Origin of the sequence: Streptomyces sp. CHD11 (assembly GCF_018638295.1) — a bacterium.
Taxonomy (GTDB): domain Bacteria; phylum Actinomycetota; class Actinomycetes; order Streptomycetales; family Streptomycetaceae; genus Streptomyces.
Map to the genome: position 1 here is coordinate 20,931 of NZ_JABTTS010000014.1, position 17,101 is coordinate 38,031.

General features: G+C 73.1%; 16 protein-coding genes. 7 read left to right on the plus strand and 9 right to left on the minus strand.

The genetic code is table 11. The features are described from left to right. Positions 1-155: 155 nt before the first annotated feature. A complete protein-coding gene (locus tag HTV45_RS16810; protein WP_215206603.1) occupies positions 156-683 on the plus strand; it encodes a hypothetical protein in 528 nt (175 codons plus the stop codon). Between the two features lie 219 nt (positions 684-902). Here HTV45_RS16810 and HTV45_RS16815 read toward each other — a convergent pair whose 3' ends face one another. The 3 genes from HTV45_RS16815 to HTV45_RS16825 all read right to left on the minus strand — a co-directional run bounded on the left by HTV45_RS16815 (position 903) and on the right by HTV45_RS16825 (position 4,005). After that, positions 903-1,478 (minus strand): PadR family transcriptional regulator, encoded by a 576-nt coding sequence (locus tag HTV45_RS16815; protein ID WP_215206604.1) that lies wholly within the window; start codon positions 1,476-1,478, stop codon positions 903-905. Between the two features lie 31 nt (positions 1,479-1,509). Then, positions 1,510-3,525, minus strand: coding sequence for an FAD-dependent oxidoreductase (locus HTV45_RS16820; RefSeq protein ID WP_215206605.1), 2,016 nt, complete (start codon positions 3,523-3,525; stop codon positions 1,510-1,512). Positions 3,526-3,633: 108 nt separating this feature from the next. After that, positions 3,634-4,005 (minus strand): hypothetical protein, encoded by a 372-nt coding sequence (locus tag HTV45_RS16825; protein WP_215206606.1) that lies wholly within the window; start codon positions 4,003-4,005, stop codon positions 3,634-3,636. A 242-nt stretch (positions 4,006-4,247) separates the two neighbouring features. Between HTV45_RS16825 and HTV45_RS16830 the strand changes: the two genes are divergently transcribed. Continuing rightward, positions 4,248-6,332 carry a SpoIIE family protein phosphatase gene (locus HTV45_RS16830; protein WP_215206607.1) on the plus strand — a complete coding sequence of 695 codons (2,085 nt, stop codon included), beginning with the start codon at positions 4,248-4,250 and terminating at the stop codon, positions 6,330-6,332. Between the two features lie 117 nt (positions 6,333-6,449). On the opposite strand, the gene HTV45_RS16835 is transcribed toward HTV45_RS16830, so the two are convergent. Next, the gene (locus tag HTV45_RS16835) at positions 6,450-7,355 is read right to left on the minus strand and encodes a putative protein N(5)-glutamine methyltransferase (protein WP_215206608.1); all 906 of its coding nucleotides are present in this window, start codon (positions 7,353-7,355) and stop codon (positions 6,450-6,452) included. Positions 7,356-7,661: 306 nt separating this feature from the next. Between HTV45_RS16835 and HTV45_RS16840 the strand changes: the two genes are divergently transcribed. The 4 genes from HTV45_RS16840 to HTV45_RS16855 all read left to right on the plus strand — a co-directional run bounded on the left by HTV45_RS16840 (position 7,662) and on the right by HTV45_RS16855 (position 11,126). Then, positions 7,662-8,267 (plus strand): sulfite oxidase-like oxidoreductase, encoded by a 606-nt coding sequence (locus HTV45_RS16840; RefSeq protein ID WP_215206609.1) that lies wholly within the window; start codon positions 7,662-7,664, stop codon positions 8,265-8,267. 67 nt (positions 8,268-8,334) lie between these two features. Continuing rightward, positions 8,335-9,075, plus strand: a complete 741-nt coding sequence (locus HTV45_RS16845; protein ID WP_251692249.1) for a ferredoxin reductase — start codon at positions 8,335-8,337, stop codon at positions 9,073-9,075. 140 nt (positions 9,076-9,215) lie between these two features. After that, positions 9,216-10,184: an acetylxylan esterase gene (locus HTV45_RS16850; protein ID WP_215206611.1), complete on the plus strand. Its 969-nt coding sequence runs from the start codon at positions 9,216-9,218 to the stop codon at positions 10,182-10,184. A 198-nt stretch (positions 10,185-10,382) separates the two neighbouring features. Continuing rightward, positions 10,383-11,126 (plus strand): GntR family transcriptional regulator, encoded by a 744-nt coding sequence (locus tag HTV45_RS16855; RefSeq protein ID WP_215206612.1) that lies wholly within the window; start codon positions 10,383-10,385, stop codon positions 11,124-11,126. A 212-nt stretch (positions 11,127-11,338) separates the two neighbouring features. Here HTV45_RS16855 and HTV45_RS16860 read toward each other — a convergent pair whose 3' ends face one another. Continuing rightward, positions 11,339-12,076, minus strand: a complete 738-nt coding sequence (locus HTV45_RS16860; protein WP_215206613.1) for a class I SAM-dependent methyltransferase — start codon at positions 12,074-12,076, stop codon at positions 11,339-11,341. Between the two features lie 454 nt (positions 12,077-12,530). Between HTV45_RS16860 and HTV45_RS16865 the strand changes: the two genes are divergently transcribed. After that, a complete protein-coding gene (locus tag HTV45_RS16865; protein WP_215206614.1) occupies positions 12,531-13,691 on the plus strand; it encodes a D-alanyl-D-alanine carboxypeptidase family protein in 1,161 nt (386 codons plus the stop codon). Positions 13,692-13,718: 27 nt separating this feature from the next. On the opposite strand, the gene HTV45_RS16870 is transcribed toward HTV45_RS16865, so the two are convergent. The 4 genes from HTV45_RS16870 to crcB all read right to left on the minus strand — a co-directional run bounded on the left by HTV45_RS16870 (position 13,719) and on the right by crcB (position 17,092). After that, on the minus strand, positions 13,719-14,642 hold the full coding sequence (locus HTV45_RS16870) for a glutaminase (protein ID WP_215206615.1): 924 nt from the start codon (positions 14,640-14,642) through the stop codon (positions 13,719-13,721). A gap of 177 nt (positions 14,643-14,819) precedes the next feature. Then, a complete protein-coding gene (locus HTV45_RS16875) occupies positions 14,820-15,836 on the minus strand; it encodes an asparaginase (protein ID WP_215206616.1) in 1,017 nt (338 codons plus the stop codon). Continuing rightward, positions 15,836-16,504 carry a FadR/GntR family transcriptional regulator gene (locus HTV45_RS16880; RefSeq protein WP_215206692.1) on the minus strand — a complete coding sequence of 223 codons (669 nt, stop codon included), beginning with the start codon at positions 16,502-16,504 and terminating at the stop codon, positions 15,836-15,838. The genes HTV45_RS16875 and HTV45_RS16880 overlap by 1 nt, the downstream gene beginning before the upstream one ends. A gap of 213 nt (positions 16,505-16,717) precedes the next feature. Beyond that, complete coding sequence (gene crcB, locus HTV45_RS16885) at positions 16,718-17,092, minus strand: fluoride efflux transporter CrcB (protein ID WP_215206617.1); 375 nt, start codon at positions 17,090-17,092, stop codon at positions 16,718-16,720. Positions 17,093-17,101: the final 9 nt, after the last annotated feature.

The window sequence follows — 17,101 nt, forward strand, 5'->3', positions numbered from 1 at the left end:
ACTCCGCGGAAGGGACGGCCGTCACCTGCCCGGCCGCGGCCGGAGTGCGCTCCGGCCGCGCTGCCCGTTGGCTGGCTCCGTGGCAGCACGGGCGCTCCCCGACCTCGGCGGCGCAAGGGATGTACCGCCGGCCGTGCCGCCGGAAGGCAGTCCACATGCGCATCTCGAAGCCACTGCTCCGCTCCGGACCGGCCGCGGCGGCCGCCGCGCTCGCCCTGGCCCTGGCCGGACCGGCCGCCGCGGCCGGGATCTCCGTCAGCACCACCGGGACGACCGTCTCGGTCACCACCAGCGCGTGCAGCCAGATCAACGGCCACTGGGGCACCGCCTCGCTGCTCAGCAGCGGTCAGACAAGCCCTTCGCAAGGGCGCCAGGTGGCGCTCTCGGGGACGGCCGCGGGCCAGTCCGCCGCCTGGTCGAACGTCGGCTCGGGCACCTACACGGTGGTCGTGGTGTGTGCCAACGGCAGCACCGCGGGCACCCAGGCCGTCGTCGTGTCCCCGGTGTCCAGCCCGTCGGCCACCCCCTCCGCCTCGCCCTCCCGGGGGGTGATGGGCGGCCTCGGCGGCGGCTCGACCGACTACGGCACGGTGACACTGGTGGCCGGCGGCTCCCTGGTCGGCACCGGACTCCTCGCCACGGCCTGGTACCTGCGCCGGCGCAACCGGGCGAGCCACCTCTAGGCCTGTCCGGCGGACCGGGCCGGAGGAAGCCGGCGGGTTCCCGCAGGCGCGGGTGAGCGGCGAGCGGTGCGGCCGGTACCGCCGCGTGGACGCCGACGGCCGCACCCGGCCGGCCGGGTGCGGCCCGCACGCCCGGACCCAGACCCGGCGCCGGCCGCCATCACGTCCGACGCGCTCCGGTCGGGCAGCCGGCGCCGGCCCACCCCCGCGGTCCGGCGGTCATGCCTTCCGTGCGCCGGGCCGCTCCGGCTCCTCCGCCTGCGGCAGCCGGTCGAACTCCGACAGCGCGTGGTCGAGCCACTGGGTCCAGAACGTCTCCAGGTCGATGCCGGCCCGCAGCACCAGATGCCGCAGCCGGTCCTGCGGCCCGTCCTTGCCGGGCGGGAAGTCGCGCCGCTCGATCTCCCGGTACGTCTCCAGCTGCCGGCCGTGCAGTTCCCGGTGGCGCAGCAGATCGGCCTGAAGGCCCTCGGTGCCGACGACGGCCGCCGCCCTCAGCCGCAGCAGCATCACATCGCGGAGCGGCCGCGGATCCTGGGACGCCGCGGTCCAGCGGACCAGTTCCTCCCGGCCCGCGGGCAGTACCTCGTACACCTTCTTCTGCCCCCGGGCCGGCTGCTCGGAGGGGAGGGTCCTGATCAATCCCCGCGCCTCCAGTTTTCCCAGCTCGCGATAGATCTGCTGGTGTGTCGCGGACCAGAAGTAGCCGATCGACCGGTCGAACCGGCGGGTCAGCTCCAGCCCCGCCGACGGCTTCTCGAGCAGGGCGGTGAGGATCGCGTGCGGGAGTGACATGGGCTCATCCTAGGGACGGTCCGCGCCGCCCCTACAACGCCGCCGCCAGCTCCGTGCCCTGCTTGATGGCGCGCTTGGCGTCCAGCTCGGCGGCCACGTCGGCGCCGCCGATCAGATGCACCGGACGGCCGGCGGCGAGCAGGGTCTCGTACAGGTCGCGGCGCGGCTCCTGCCCGGTGCACAGGACGATCGTGTCGACCTCCAGGACGGTGCCCTCGCCGTCGACGGTGAGGTGCAGTCCGGCATCGTCGATCCGGTCGTAGCGCACCCCCGGGACCATGGTGACGCCCCGGTGCCTGAGCTCGGTGCGGTGGATCCAGCCGGTCGTCCTGCCGAGCCCCGCGCCGACCTTGGACGTCTTGCGCTGCAGCAGGTGGACGGTGCGCGGCGGAGCGGGGCGCTCGGGCGCGGTGAGACCGCCGGGGGCACGGTAGTCGAGGTCGACGCCCCACTGACGGAAGTAGGTCTCGGGGTCCTCGTGCGCCTTGTCACCGCCGTCGGTGAGGAACTCGGCGACGTCGAAGCCGATGCCGCCCGCGCCGAGGATCGCCACCCGGTCGCCGACGGGGGCACCGTCGCGCAGCACGTCGAGGTAGCCCAGGACACTCGGGTGGTCGATGCCGGGGATGTCCGGGAGGCGCGGGCTCACGCCGGTGGCGACGACGATCTCGTCGTGTCCCGACACGTCGTCCTCGGTGACACGGATGTCCAGGCGTATGTCGACGGCCAGTTCGGCGAGCCGGGTGCGGAAGTAGCGCAGGGTCTCGTCGAACTCCTGCTTGCCGGGAACCTTGCGGGCGACGTTGAGCTGTCCGCCGATCTCGCTGCCGGAGTCGAACAGGGTGACGTCGTGGCCGCGTTCGGCGGCGCTCACCGCGCAGGCGAGGCCGGCCGGTCCGGCGCCGACGACCGCGACCCGCTTGCGGCGGCGGGTCGGGGACAGGACCAGCTCGGTCTCGTGGCAGGCACGCGGATTGACCAGGCAGGAGGTGATCTGCCCGCTGAAGGTGTGGTCGAGGCAGGCCTGGTTGCAGCCGATGCAGGTGTTGATCGCCTCGGGGCGGCCGTCCGCGGCCTTGGCGACGAAGTCGGGGTCGGCGAGCATCGGGCGGGCCATCGACACCATGTCGGCGGTGCCTTCGGCTAGCAGCTGCTCGGCGAGTTCCGGGGTGTTGATGCGGTTGGTGGTGACGAGGGGGACCGACACCTCGCCCATGAGCCGTTTGGTCACCCAGGTGTAGGCGCCGCGCGGCACCGAGGTCGCGATGGTGGGGATGCGGGCCTCGTGCCAGCCGATGCCGGTGTTGATGATCGTGGCCCCGGCGGCCTCGACCGCCCCTGCGAGGGTGATCACCTCGTCCAGGGTGGAGCCGCCGGGCACGAGGTCGAGCATGGAGAGCCGGTAGATGACGATGAAGTCCTCACCGACCGCCTCGCGCACCCGGCGGACGATCTCCACGGGGAAGCGCATCCGGTTCTCGTAGGAGCCGCCCCAGCGGTCGGTGCGGTGGTTGGTCCCCCGGGCGATGAACTCGTTGATCAGGTAGCCCTCGGAGCCCATGATCTCGACGCCGTCGTAGCCGGCCCGCCGGGCGAGACGGGCGGCGCGGACGTAGTCGTCGATGGTGCGTTCGACGTCCGCGCCGGTGAGTTCGCGGGGCGCGAAGGGGCTGATCGGCGCCTGGAGGGGGCTGGGGGCGACCAGGTCCCGGTGGTAGGCGTAACGGCCGAAGTGCAGGATCTGCATCGCGATGCGTCCGCCCTCGCGGTGCACGGCGGCGGTGACGACCCGGTGCTGGTCCGCCTCGGCCTCGGTGGTGAGCCTGGCGCCGCCCTCGTAGGGCCGTCCCTCGTCGTTGGGGGCGATACCGCCGGTGACGATGAGGCCCACACCGCCGCGGGCACGGGCGGCGTAGAACTCGGCCATACGGGCGAAACCTCCCTCGGCCTCCTCCAGGCCGACGTGCATGGAGCCCATGAGGACCCGGTTGGGCAGGGTGGTGAAGCCCAGGTCGAGGGGGGTCAGCAGGTGCGGGTAACGGCTCATCGGGCCCTCCGTGCGCGGTGTCGTGCCTGTAGTTGTAAGGCACGCGCACCGGCTTATGCAACTAGTTGCAGAAAGGCCGTGACGGAGGGCACAGGGAGCGCCAGGGGTTCACCCGCTTTCGAGACGGACATGCAGTTCCCTCTCCTGGTCCCCGGGGACCAGGGTCAGGTCGTGCACCGTGAACAAGGAGTCGAGCGTGGTGCGGAACCGGTCGATCGCCCAGTAGCCGCCGTGCACGTCGGCGTCGACCGACGACGACAGGCGGGCCGGGCGGACTCCGCTCTCGTGCGCGTCGGCGACGTCGAACGTGCCGAGCCACACCGTGGGCCGTGTCTCGTGGACCTCCTCGGGTACGTCGTCCGAGCACCGGTCGGACGAGAAACACGCGCACAGCGTGTCGAAGACGATCCGGGCATCGTCCTTGCTGCATCCGCTGATCTCGACCGAGACGGACTCCGGGTGCGGTTGCCGGTTGCTCATGGTGATCGCTCCTCTCGTGGCCACCCCGCCCCACCCCTCACTCAGCAAAGCACCACGCACGGGGGAGCACTACCCGCGGACCGCCTCGGCGGCGGCCGTCTCACGGAGCGTCCGCCCCGGAGGTGGGAGAAGCTGGAAACGAACGGCGGGAGCGGCGGGAAACCGCCCCCGCGCGCGGTAGAACGAGGGGGGTCGGCACAGTGACGGCGGGCCGGCGGCAATCGGCGAAGGCGGGGCGCGGGATGAGTGCAGCGGGGTCACCCCAGACCGGCGGGGACGGACCGGCACGCGGCGCGGTGCGTCCCAGCGGCCTGCTCGACGTGCTGCGGGTGGCCTCGGTGGTCCTGGACACCGAGGGGCGGGTCGTGCTGTGGAGCCCGCAGGCCGAGGAGGTGTTCGGGTACAGCGCGCGGGAGGCGCTGGGCCAGTACGCCGCCCGGTTCATGGTGCACGAGGAACATCTGGACCTCGTCGCAAGACTGTTCGCCGATGTCATGCGCACCGGCGTGAGCTGGGCCGGTGCCTTCCCGATCCGGCGCAAGGACGGCGACACCCGACTGGTGGAATTCCGCAATATGCGGCTGCTGGACACCCGGGGGGACGTGTACGCGCTCGGCCTCGCGGTGGACCAGTCGACCGTGCGCCGGCTGGAGCAGGACGTGGCCCTGTCCACCCGGATCGTCGCCCAGTCCCCCATCGGCCTGGCCGTCCTCGACATCGGGCTGCGGTACGTCTCGGTGAACCCGGCACTGGAGCAGATCAACGGTATCCCGGCCGAACAGCACCTGGGCCGGACCATGCGGGAGGTGCTGCCGCAGCTGGAAGCGGACACGATCGAGACAGCCGCGCATCATGTCCTGGACACCGGCCGCCCCGTGATCGACCGGTTCACGACCGGCCGCACCCCGGCCGATCCGGACGAGGACCACGCCTGGTCCGTCTCCCTGTACCGGCTGGAGAACTCGCTCGGGACGGTGCTGGGTGTGGCGATCTCGGTGGTGGACATCACCGAGCAGTACCGGGCGAACGCCGAGGCCGAGCGAGCGCGGCGGCGGCTCGCGGTGATCGCCGACGCCTCGGCCCGGATCGGCACCACGCTGGACCTCCACCGTACGGCCGCCGAACTCGCCGACGTCGCCGTGCCGGAACTGGCCGACGCGGCCGCGGTGGATCTGCTGGACGCCGTGGTACGCGGCCGCCGCAGCGCCCTCGGCCCCACCGAGCCGGCGGTGATGCGGGCGCTGGCGGTGCGCTCGGTGGACACGGCCGGGGTGCTGCCGGCCGCCGACCCGCCGGGCACGGTGACCCGGTACGCGCCGGACCGGCTGGTCACCGAGTGCGTCCGCACCGGACTGCCCGTGATGGTGCCGCGGGTGAAGGACGAGGATCTCGCCCGGATCGCCCGCTCCCCGGAGGCGGCGGCCCTGCTCGCGCAGGCGGGGGTCCACTCGTACCTCGCCGTGCCGCTGATCGCGCGCGGGGAGGTGCTCGGCGCCCTCGACCTCACCCGCACCCGGACCCCCCGCGCCTTCGACGAGGACGACCTTCTGCTGGCGCGGGAGCTGGCCTCCCGGGCGGCCGTACAGATCGACAACGCCCGCTGGTACCAGAACGCCCGCGACACCGCCCTCACCCTGCAGCGCAGTCTGCTGCCGAGCCATCCGTCCATCACGGGCGGGCTCGAGGTCGCCTCCCGCTACCAGCCGGCCGGTACCACCAGCGAGGTCGGAGGTGACTGGTTCGACGTGATCCCGCTGGGGGACGACCGGACGGCCCTCGTCGTGGGGGACGTGATGGGCAGCGGCATCCCCGCCGCGGCCACCATGGGCCGGCTGCGCACCGCGACCCACACCCTGGCCTCCCTCGGCCTGGACCCGGCCGTGCTCCTGGAACACCTGGACCGGATCACCTGCGGGCTGGACCAGGCCTTCGCCACCTGCGTCTACGCCGTCCACGATCCGCGCGAGCGTAGCTGCGTCATCGCCAACGCCGGCCATCTGCCGCCCGCCCGGGTACGGGCCGGCCACCCGCCCGTACTCCTCGATCTGCCCACCGGGGTGCCGCTGGGCGTCGGCGGGGTCGCGTTCTCCACGACCACCGTCGAGGTGGAGCCGGGCGACCGGCTGGTGTTCTACACCGACGGTCTCGTCGAGACCCGCCGGCACCCCCTGGACGAGCGCCTCGACCGGCTGCTCACCCTGCTGGACCGGCCCGGCCACTCCCTGGAACAGGTTTGCGACCTGCTCCTGCGCACCCTGCACGAACCCGACAACTTCGATGACGTGGCCCTGCTGATCGCCCGCGCGACGACAGCGCCGGAGGCGTGAGCACGGGGCCTGCCCGGCGGATCGGCCGGGGACCGGGGGTTCGGCACCGCCTCCCCCGCGACGGGCGCGGTACGTACTCCCCGCCGCTGTGCCGCCGGTCTCCGGCCGCGCCGGACCTCACCCGTCAGAGTCCTGGGCCCCGTCGGCTGCCTCCGGCGTGATCCGCCGGGCGGGTCCGAGGTCCCGCGCGCCGGGCGCCCCGGCCGCCACGCCGATCACGACGTGCGCGTGACGTCCCTCGCAGACGGCCAGGCGCGTGCGCAGCCCGGCGGCGGTGAAGGCGTCGACGGCTGCCGGAGCCTGCCGGCCGCTGGTCTCCACCAGTACACAGCCGCCCGGGGCGAGCCATCCGGGCGCCCCGGAGGCGACCCGGCGCAGCACGTCGAGGCCGTCCGCGCCGCCGTCGAGCGCGACCCGCGGCTCGTACTCGCGGGCCTCCACAGGCAGCAGACCCATCTCGTCGCTCGGCACGTACGGCACGTTCGCCGCCAGGATGTCGACACGGCTTCGCAGCTCGCCGGGGAGCGCCTCGAACAGGTCGCCCCGGTGGACCCGCCCGCCGAGAGCCGTGACATTGCGGCGGGCGCAGCACACCGCGGCCGGGTCGATGTCGGCGGCGTGCAGCTCGGCCCCGTCGAGGCCGGCCGCCAGGGCGGCGCCCACAGCGCCGGAGCCACAGCACAGGTCCACGACGACAGCCGCGCGGGGCGCCTGCGCGAGAGCCTGTTCGACGAGGAACTCGGTACGCCTCCGGGGCACGAAGACACCGGGTTCCACCGCGACGCGCCGGCCGTGGAACTCCGCCCAGCCGACCACGAGTTCGAGGGGCAGCCCGGCTGCCCGGCGCTCGACCATCGGGGCGATGTCCCGGGGAGCCGGCGCGGCGGCGAGGATCAGCTCGGTCTCGTCCTCGGCGAAGACGCACCCGGCGGCGCGGAGGGCCGCGACGACGGAGTCCCGGGAGGGCGGGCCGGAAACGGGCGGAGGGAGAGGTGAAGGGGACCGGTACGGCGAGTGCGGCACGAGCCTGGAGCCTTTCGGGAGCCGAAGGGCGCCCTCGCGGTCACCTGCTGTCGGTGAACGGCTTCGCTTCGAGGTGAGAGCACCCGATCTGACGAACGGTGATCGGTCTCACCTCCCTCGGCGTCCACGGCTGGGCCGGTCCTCAGCCGGGGAGCAACACTACCCGACGATCTCCGCGGTCGTACGGTGTGCCGGGACTCGGGATGCGCTGTGGGGGCGTCCGCCGGTACGCGCTGTCGGTACGGAATCCCGTACGGTTGAACTCGGAAACACTTGAGCACCAGCCGTAACGGAATCACCGATCACGTGAACATCACCCGAGGCTTCACCGGCCGACCCCGCGTGGACGATCCGGGGCTGCCGCCCGGACAGTACGACGCGGGCGACGAATGGCCCGTCCTGTCCGCAGAAGTCACCCCCGACCTGGCGCCGGCCGACTGGACCTTCCGGATCGACGGTCTGGTGGCGGAGCCGCGTACCTGGGACTGGGACCAGGCGCACGCGCTGCCGGCCTCGACGTACGAGGGTGCCATCCATTGTGTGACGAGCTGGTCGAAGTTCGGGGTGCGGTTCGGCGGCGTCTCGCTGGACGCGTTCCTGGACACGGTCCGGCCCCATGGTTCGGCCACCCATGTGGTCGCCTACGCGCACACCGGTTACACCACCAGCCTGCCGCTGACCGATGTGACCGGCGGCCGGGCCTGGATCGCCTGGGAGTACGACGGACGTCCGCTGCCCGCCGAGCACGGCGGTCCGGCGCGGCTGCTGGTACCTCACCTGTACTTCTGGAAGAGCGCCAAGTGGATCGCCGGGCTGCGGCTCCTGGACCACGACGAGCCCGGCTTCTGGGAGGGCAACGGCTACCACCCCCGTGGCAACCCCTGGGACGAACAGCGGTACTCCGGTGACTGAGCGGACGACGCGGAGCAAGGCATCCGCGGACCGGACGCGGCGGAACGCACCGGAGCCGTTCGCCCCGCTGACCCGGTTCGCCGTACCCGGGCGCATCGGGGTGAGCGCACACACCGCCTCCGTGTGGCGGACGGCCACCCTGGCCGGGATCCGCCGCGAGACCCCCCGCGTGTCGACCTTCCGGTTCGCGGTGCCCGGCTGGCCGGGGCATGTCCCCGGGCAGCATCTGATGCTGCGGCTGGTCGCCGAGGACGGCTATGTGGCCCAGCGCCACTATTCGATCGCGTCCGCGCCGGACGACTCCGGAGACGGACACGTCGAGTTGACACTGGACCATGTCGAGGACGGCGAGGTCTCGGGCTGGTTCCACACGGTGGCCCGCCCCGGCGACCGCATCGAGGTCCGCGGCCCGCTCAGCGGCTTCTTCGCCTGGCCGGGCGACCGGCCCGCCCTGCTGGTGGGCGCCGGCTCCGGCGTGGTCCCGCTGATGTCCATGGTGCGGCACCACCGGGCGCGGGGCCTGAGCGTGCCGCTGCGGCTGCTGGTGTCCGCGCGCGGTCCGGCGGAGCTGATCTACGCGCGCGAGTTCGGCGCGGAGACGACTCCGGTGTTCACACGGAGCGCGCCGGAGGGTGAGGCCGTGGGACGTATGACGGCCGCACACCTGGCACCGGTCATGGCGGAACGGCCCGCCGGCGGGTGGGAAGCCTATGTGTGCGGCTCCAGCTCCTTCGCCGAGCACGCCTCCCGGCTGCTGGTGGCAGCCGGCCAGCCCGTGGAGCGGATCCGGATCGAGCGCTTCGGCTGACCCTGCGGCCGGGCGACGGGATGAGAAACCGCTTTCCATCCCCTTCACCTGCTGCCTTTCCGGAACGCTCTGGAAACCCCCCGGATGATCCACGTACGGTGTCATCGCTTCGCACTGTCTCTTCACGAAGGCGGTCCCTGATGGCCCTGTTCGACCTCCCCCTCGGCAAACTGCGCGAGTACCGCAGCACGTCCACGGCGCCCGAGGACTTCGACGCCTTCTGGTCGAGGACGCTGGACGAGGCACGTGAGTACGATCTGGACGCGCGTTTCGAACCGGTCGACACGGGACTGTCCACCGTGCAGGTGTTCGACGTGACGTTCGCGGGGTTCGGCGGCCATCCGGTCAAAGGCTGGCTGACCCTGCCCGCCGGCGCCGACACGCCACTGCCGCTGGTGGTGGAGTTCATCGGATACGGCGGAGGGCGCGGACTGCCCCACGAGCATCTGCTCTGGGCATCCACCGGCCGGGCCCACTTCGTGATGGACACCCGCGGGCAGGGCAGCGCCTGGGGCGCCGGCGGAGGCACCGCCGACCCGGTGGGCGGCGCCCCGGCCTACCCGGGCTTCATGACACGCGGCATCGACGCACCCGAGCGCTACTACTACCGCCGGGTGTTCACCGACGCCGTGCGCGCGGTGGAGGCGGCGCGGTCGCATCCGCTGACCGACGCGAGCCGTACCGTGGCCGTCGGCGCCAGCCAGGGCGGGGGCATCACCCTCGCGGTCGGCGGCCTCGTCCCGGACCTGGCCGGCATCGCGCCGGACGTGCCGTTCCTGTGCGACTTCCCGCGCGCGACGACACTCACCGACCGGCATCCCTACCGGGAGGTCGGCCTCTACCTCAAGACGCACCGGGGCCGCTTCGACGACGTCCTGCGCACCCTGTCCTACTTCGACGCCGTGCACTTCGCCGCCCGCGGCCGGGCACCGGCGCTCTTCTCGGCGGCCCTGGAGGACCAGACCTGCCCTCCCTCGACGGTGTTCGGGGCGTACAACGCGTGGGCGCACGAGGACAAGAGCATCGAGGTGTACGACTTCAACGACCACGAAGGCGGCGGGCCGTACCACGAAGCGGCCAAGCTGCGGTGGATGCGCTCGTACATCTGACGGTCGGCGGCGGACGGTGTGCGGCCGCGCCGCGGCTCCGGCAGGGCGGTTCCAGCGGGGTGGTTCCGGCGACCGGGCAGAGCGTACGGTTCCGGCCGATCTGGCGGCGCGCCCTTCCCTGGTGGTGTAGACCAATGCTAGATGTGATGGCGCAACGAGCCCGCACGGCTACGGAACGTCACCAACAGGAGGCGCGGCATGGCCCGCACCACCCCGCACGACCATCCGCTCACCGAAGGGGAGCCCCTCTACCGGAGGATCGCGACGCAGTTGCTCGGCGAGCTGCACGACGGAACCATCCCGCCCGGTGAACGCCTCCCTGGAGAGCGGCAGTTGGCCGAACACTTCGGGGTCAGCCGGGAGACCGTACGACAGGCGCTGCAACTGCTGCGCCGTGAGGGACTGGTCGCCACCGACCGGCGGGGCAGTCATGCCGCCCTGCCCGGCCCGCCGGTGGAGACACCGGCCTGCTCCGGCTTCCCCCTCGGCGCCGGCTCCGCCACCCATGGCACGGTGTCCAGGGCCGGTGTCGCCTGGGAGATCCCGCCGCCCGGTCACGCCGAAGCGCTGGGCCTGGCGCCCGCCCGGCCGACGCTGGTGCACCACTACTGGTCGGCGTCGGCCGACGGGCACGAATCCCGTACGGCGGTGACATCGTTTTCCGCCGTGGCGCTCGCCGAGGTCGGGGAGCTGTGCCGCTACCGCGACCGGGCCGACGGCGCGGGAGCGGCGGAGCTGCGGCGCGCCTACGACTGGATGCGCCGGGCGGGCCTCTCCCTGCATCACCGCGACACGATCACACGCCTCGCGGGAACACCGTCGGTCCGGGTCACCCGGCGGGTGCACGACCAGTACGGCCGTCCGCTGGAGATCACCGAAGTGGTGATGGACACTCAGCAGGACGCCCTGGTCTACGAATTCACGGTCCCCGCCACGGTCTGACCATCCAGGACCGGAGACACACCGCCTCCGCGGGCAGTGGCGCCTCCCCAGTTCTTGAAGAGCCTGGAAGGTACCCCCAGGGCGCTGGGGGTGCCCCCGCTCGAGCGCGGCCGAGCGGGAAGGAGAAGCCGGGAGGGGGGAGGCACCCCGCACACGCCGGGTCGCGCGACAGGCACGCCCAGCACCCACGCGGGGCACCAACGGGCGGCCCGCTACACCGTGGCCACGACCAGCCGCACCTCCGGGCTGCCGTCCGCGCGCCGGCCGAACTCGGGCAGCGGCCAGAACCCGACCCGGAACCCCACCCCCGTCAGCTCCCGCCGCATCTCCCCGAAACGCAACGACCGGTAGTACATGACGAACGGCGGACGCCACACCACATTCCGCAGCCGCATCACCGTGTCGAAACCCAGCAGCATCCCGTACATCAGCGAGCCCGGCCGGGGCGGAGCGACGACAGGGAAGACGAAACGGCCACCGGGCCGCAGCACCGAGTGGACCTGCGCGAACAGCCCCGGCAGCTCGCGCGGCAGGAAGTGCCCGAACGCCCCGAAGCTGACCACGAGGTCGAAGGCCGGCCCGAACGGCAGCGCCCGCGCGTCCGCCCGCACCCAGCCGACCGGCGGCCCCGAGGAGGCGGACACCCCGGTCGGGCCGGTCCGCTCCCGCGCGACCTCCAGCATCCCCGCGCTGAAGTCCACACCCGTGACGCCTGCCTCGCACACCTGCCGCAGGACATCGACACCCGCCCCGGTGCCGCAGCACAGATCAAGCCCCGTGCCGAACGGCCCGGCCCGGCGCAGCGCCGACGCCGTCGCCTCGAGCACCGAGTCCGGCGTACGGAACGGGGTGTGGTCGAACTTCGGCGCGAGGAGGTCGTAACCACGCTCCACGGATGAGAGCGCCTGGACGACGAGTTCACGCAGGCGAGGACCTTCGGGGTCGAACATCGGATCAGCCTAGAGGAGCGCTCCGGGTCACGGCGGTCTTCCACACCGGGGACACCGGTGGTGCGGTTCAGCCAGCATCTGCTGTACGCCCGTGTTCGGGTGTCGGTGCCGGTTCTCCTTCGGTTCGCCGCTCCGCCCGTGTCAACGACCGGCTCACCGGCTTTCCCGCATCACCTCGTCGGCAGGGTCTCCCGCCACCCGCTGCTCAGCCCGGCCGAGTTGACCGCCGCGGCGGGACCGCGGCGCGTTCTGGGCTCCCGGGACGCTCCGGCCGGTCCGGAGACACCGCTCGGGCGGTTGCGCGAGACCCCCGTCAACACGACGTTCCTGCGCCGGACCCGGCCGGCGCCGCCGGGCGGCTGACGGTACGTCGAGGTGTGGCATCCGGGTGCTCGGGGGTGGCCCCCGGCCGGGGCAGCACGCTGTTCCGGGGGGCCCTTCCTACTTTTGCGGTATGACTATCGGATTTGCTTCACAGGTGGCCGCACCCGCCTGCGCACTCTGCACCGCGGGCCTGCTGGTGCTGGCGCCCGCCGCGGCCACCACCGGTACGGTCCCGGAACCGGGGCCGCGGGCGACGGACGCCGCCACCTCGCCGTTGGACCGCCCCGGCACCCACGTCCGCCCGCGCCGGGGGGCGCCCGAGGTCCCCGAGCTGACCGCCCGCTCCTGGCTGATCGCCGACGCGCGCACCGGCGATGTGCTGGCGGCACACGACGCGCACCGCAGGCTTCCGCCCGCCAGCACCCTCAAGACGCTGTTCGCCCTCACCGTGCTGCCCGCCCTGCCGGCCGGCATCCGGCACCGGGTCGGCCAGAAGGAACTGGCGGACGTCGGGCCCGGCAGCAGCCTGGTCGGGGTCGCGGAGAACCGGACGTACCAGGTGGCCGACCTGTGGAACGGGGTCTTCCTCAGCTCCGGCAACGACGCCGTGCACGTACTGGCCGGGCTGACCGGCGGCTGGCGGGCCACGGCCGAGCGGATGCAGGCCAAGGCCCGCGCCCTCGGCGCCCGCGACACCCGGGTGAAGTCGCCCGACGGCTACGACGCCCCGGGCCAGGTGTCGTCCGCGTTCGACCTGGCGGTGTTCGGCCGGGCCGGGCTGCGCAACCCCGAGTTCGCGCGGTACTGCGCCCGGGAAGAGGCCCGGTTCCCCGGCCGTGACGGCGGCTCGTACCCCATCGTCAACACCAACCGGCTGCTCACCGGAGCGGACGGTGTCGAACCGTACCGCGGCCTGATCGGGATCAAGAACGGCTACACCGGCAACGCCGGGAACACGCTCATCGCCGCCGCGCGCCGCGACGGGCGCACCCTCGTGGCGACGGTCATGAACCCCCGCTCGGACGACGGGTACGCGGTCTACGAGGAAGCGCGCTCGCTCCTGGACTGGGGATTCGGGGCGGCCGGGCGGGTCGACGCGGTGGGCTCACTGGACGCCCTGCGAGCCGGGCCGCTGCGCGGACCGGAGGCGGAGGCGGCGGTGCCGGTGGCCCGGAGGGACGACGGGCCCGGGCGGCCGGCGTCCTGGACCATCGCCGGCGCCGCCCTGCTGGGCGGGGCGGGGACGGCGCTGTTCCTGCGGCTCAGGTGGGGCCCGGTGCCGGCCGACTGACCGGCGGAGGGCCGGCGGAGGGCCGGCTCAGAACACCGAGAGGCCGGTGAGTGTGGTGAACCGGTCCAGCGCGGCGACGCCGGCCACCGAGTTGCCCCGCTCGTCCAGTCCGGGGCCCCACACGCACAGAGCGCAGCGGCCCGGGACGACCGCGATGATCCCGCCGCCGACACCGCTCTTGCCGGGCAGTCCGACCCGGTAGGCGAAGTCCCCGGCCGCGTCGTACGTACCGCAGGTCAGCATCACGGCGTTGACCTGTTTGGCCTGGCTGCCGCTGAGCAGCCGGGTGCCGTCGGCGCGGACGCCGTGCCGGGCGAGGAAGCCGGTCGCCAGAGCGAGATCCGCGCAGGAAGCGGAGACGGAACACTGGCGGAAGTACTGGTCGAGCAGGACCGGCACGGGATTGTCGATATTGCCGTAGGACGCCATGAAGTGGGCCAGGGCCGCGTTCCGGTCGCTGTGGGACTCCTCGGAGGCGGCGACCGCCATGTCGAACCCGAGGTCGGGATTGCCGCTCTCCGCCCGCAGGAACGTCAGCAGTTCGCCGGCCGCGTCACCGGTACGGGTGTGCAGCCGGTCCGTGACGACGAGGGCGCCCGCGTTGATGAACGGATTGCGCGGGATGCCGTCCTCGTACTCCAGCTGGACCAGGGAGTTGAACGGGTTGCCGGAGGGTTCGCGGCCCACGTGCTCCCACAGGTCGTCGCCCTCGCGCGCCAGGTCGAGGGCGAGGGTGAACACCTTGGTGATGGACTGCGCGGAGAACGGCCGGCGCCACTCCCCCACCCCGTACACCGTGCCGTCCGGTTCGGCGACGGCCATGCCGAAGCTCCTGGGGTCACAGGCCGCGAGCGCCGGAATGTAGCCGGCGGGACGGCCCCGGCCCGGGGTCCGCTCGATCTCCTCGGCGATACGCTCCAGAACCGGCTCGAACGTCGTGGGAACTGCCATGACCTCATTCTCCAGGAGAGGGTCCTGCGTGCCTTCGGCGGCTTCGCCCCGGCGACGTCCTAGGGGAGGGTCGCACGAGGACCCGCCGCGCGGGGGCGTGGGGAACCGCACGACGGGCCGCCGGCGGACCGCACGGACGGACGGAACCCCGTTCTCCCCGGCGGCGAGCGGCAAAGGTCAGGCACACGCGGGGACGGTCGCCGGAGCGAGCGCCGGCGCCCGCCGCACCTCACCGACCGGCCGCCCGCCCCCGAGCAGCGCCTCCCCCGCGAACTCCGCGAGCAGCGACGCGTCCACCCCCGCGAGCGCCAGTGCCGCCGCGGCCACCGGGACCCGTGCCCGGGCGGCCCCGTCGGCGATCTTCACGGCGACGGCGCGGCCGTCGGGCAGAGCGGCGACCTGCACGCCCTCGAAGCCGTCCTTGGCGAGGAGCCCGGGGACCGCCCGCATCAGCGCGGCCACGTCACGGCCGGAACCGGAGGCCATCTCGGCGTGCCCGCGCATCGCGTCGGCGACGCGGGCCTCGGGGGTTCCGGGCGCGGCGGTGGTGAGCCGTGCGGCGGCGACGGCGAGACCGCGCAGGGAGACCGAGAACAGGGGCGCGCCGCAGCCGTCGACGGTGACCGCGGCGACACGCTGCCCCGTGAGGTCCTCGACGGTCTCGGCGATCGCCCGCTGGAGGGGGTGGGCGGGGTCGAGGTAGTCGTCGAGGGACCAGCCGTTGAGCGCGGCCGTGTACATCATGGCGGCGTGCTTGCCCGAGCAGTTCTGCGCGAGCCGGGACGGCGGCCGGCCCTCGAGCACCCAGGTGTCCCGCACGACCGGGTCGAACGGCAGGTCGGGGATGTTACGGAGATCGTCCTCGGTCAGTCCGGCCAGTTCGAGGACGCGCCGGGTGCCGGCCAGATGGCGTTCCTCGCCGGAGTGGCTGGCCGCGGCGAGCGACAGCAGTTCCGCGTCGAGGGGGAGTCCGGCGCGGACCATGGCCACGGCCTGGACGGGCTTGAGCGCGGAACGGGGATAGCAGGCCGCCTCGGCGTCGCCGAGCTCGAAGCAGACCTGGCCGGCCCCGTCGAGGATCACGACGGAGCCGTAGTGGACGCCTTCGACGACCCCGCCCCGTATCAGGTGGGCGACGGGGGCGTGGAAGGGCTCGCGGACCGGGGGCGGACCGGCGGGGAAGCTGCTGTGCATCACACTGCCTGGGATCGGTCGTGGGGCGGCGCCGAGCGCACGATGTCGGTGAGGGTGGTCCCGACGCGGTCGAGATGGTGGGTCATGGCGTCGACGGCGCCGGACTCGGAGCCGGCGGTCAGCGACTCGAGGATCGCCCGGTGCTCGCGGTCGGACCGCTCGCGGCGGTCGCCGAGTTCGTTGAGGAACGCGGACTGGCGGGCCAGTGCGTCCCGGATCTCCTCGATGACGCGGCGGAACACCGGGTTCTGGGCGGCCTCGGCGACGGAGAGGTGGAAGAGGGTGTCCATGGCCACCCACGCGGTGGTGTCCGTCTCCCGTTCCATCCGGTCCAGGAGACGCTCCAGGCGGTCGAGGTTCTCCGGGGTGCGCCGCCGGGCGGCGTACCCGGCGATCGGGATCTCGATGTGACGGCGCACCTCCATCAGGTCGCCGGCCGCGTAGTCGCCGAAGGTGGGGTCCTGTACGGCGTCGGCCACGACGAAGGTGCCGCTGCCGGTCCTGGAGACGGTCAGGCCCATCGTCTGCAGGGCCCTCAGGGCCTCGCGGAGCACGGGCCGGGAGACCTCGAGGACGCGGCACAGCTCCGCCTCGGGGGGCAGCTTGGCGCCGATCGGGTACTCACCGCGCTCGATGGCGCCGCGAAGGTGGGTGAGCACCGCTTCCATCGCGCTGACACGCCGCAGCCCCGGCCCACTTGTCCGGCTGTCTGACAGATTCACGGAGCCGATGGTGCGGGGGTGGCACGGGCGCTGTCAAGCGGAGGTCGAGTGCCGTCCGCGGGCGCGTTCCCGCTCGCCGGCCCTTGGGCGGTTCCGCTCGCCCCGCACCGTGCGGTCCCTCGCCGTCCCGCACGGGCCGGGAGCACCGGACACGCGGTTCTAACCCCACACCGCTTCGGCCAGTGCCGCACCCGCGAAGGCCGCGCCCAGGCCGGCCGCCACACTCACCACCACGTTCGCGGCGGCGTAGCCGCGGGCGCCGGTCCCGGCCAGGCGAAGGGTCTCGTAGGAGAAGGTGGAGTAGGTGGTCAGGGCGCCGCACAGGCCCGTGCCGAGAAGCAGCTGGAGACGGGAGTCCGCGGCGCCCGCCGCCGCCGCGCCGGTGAGCAGGCCGAGTACCAGACTGCCCGTGACATTGACCGTGAACGTCCCCCAGGGAAACACGGAGTCGTGCCGGAACTGCACCGCACGGTCGGTGAGATAACGCAGCGGGGCCCCGACCATGGCGCCCAGCATCACGTACAGCCAGTTCACCGAGGCTCC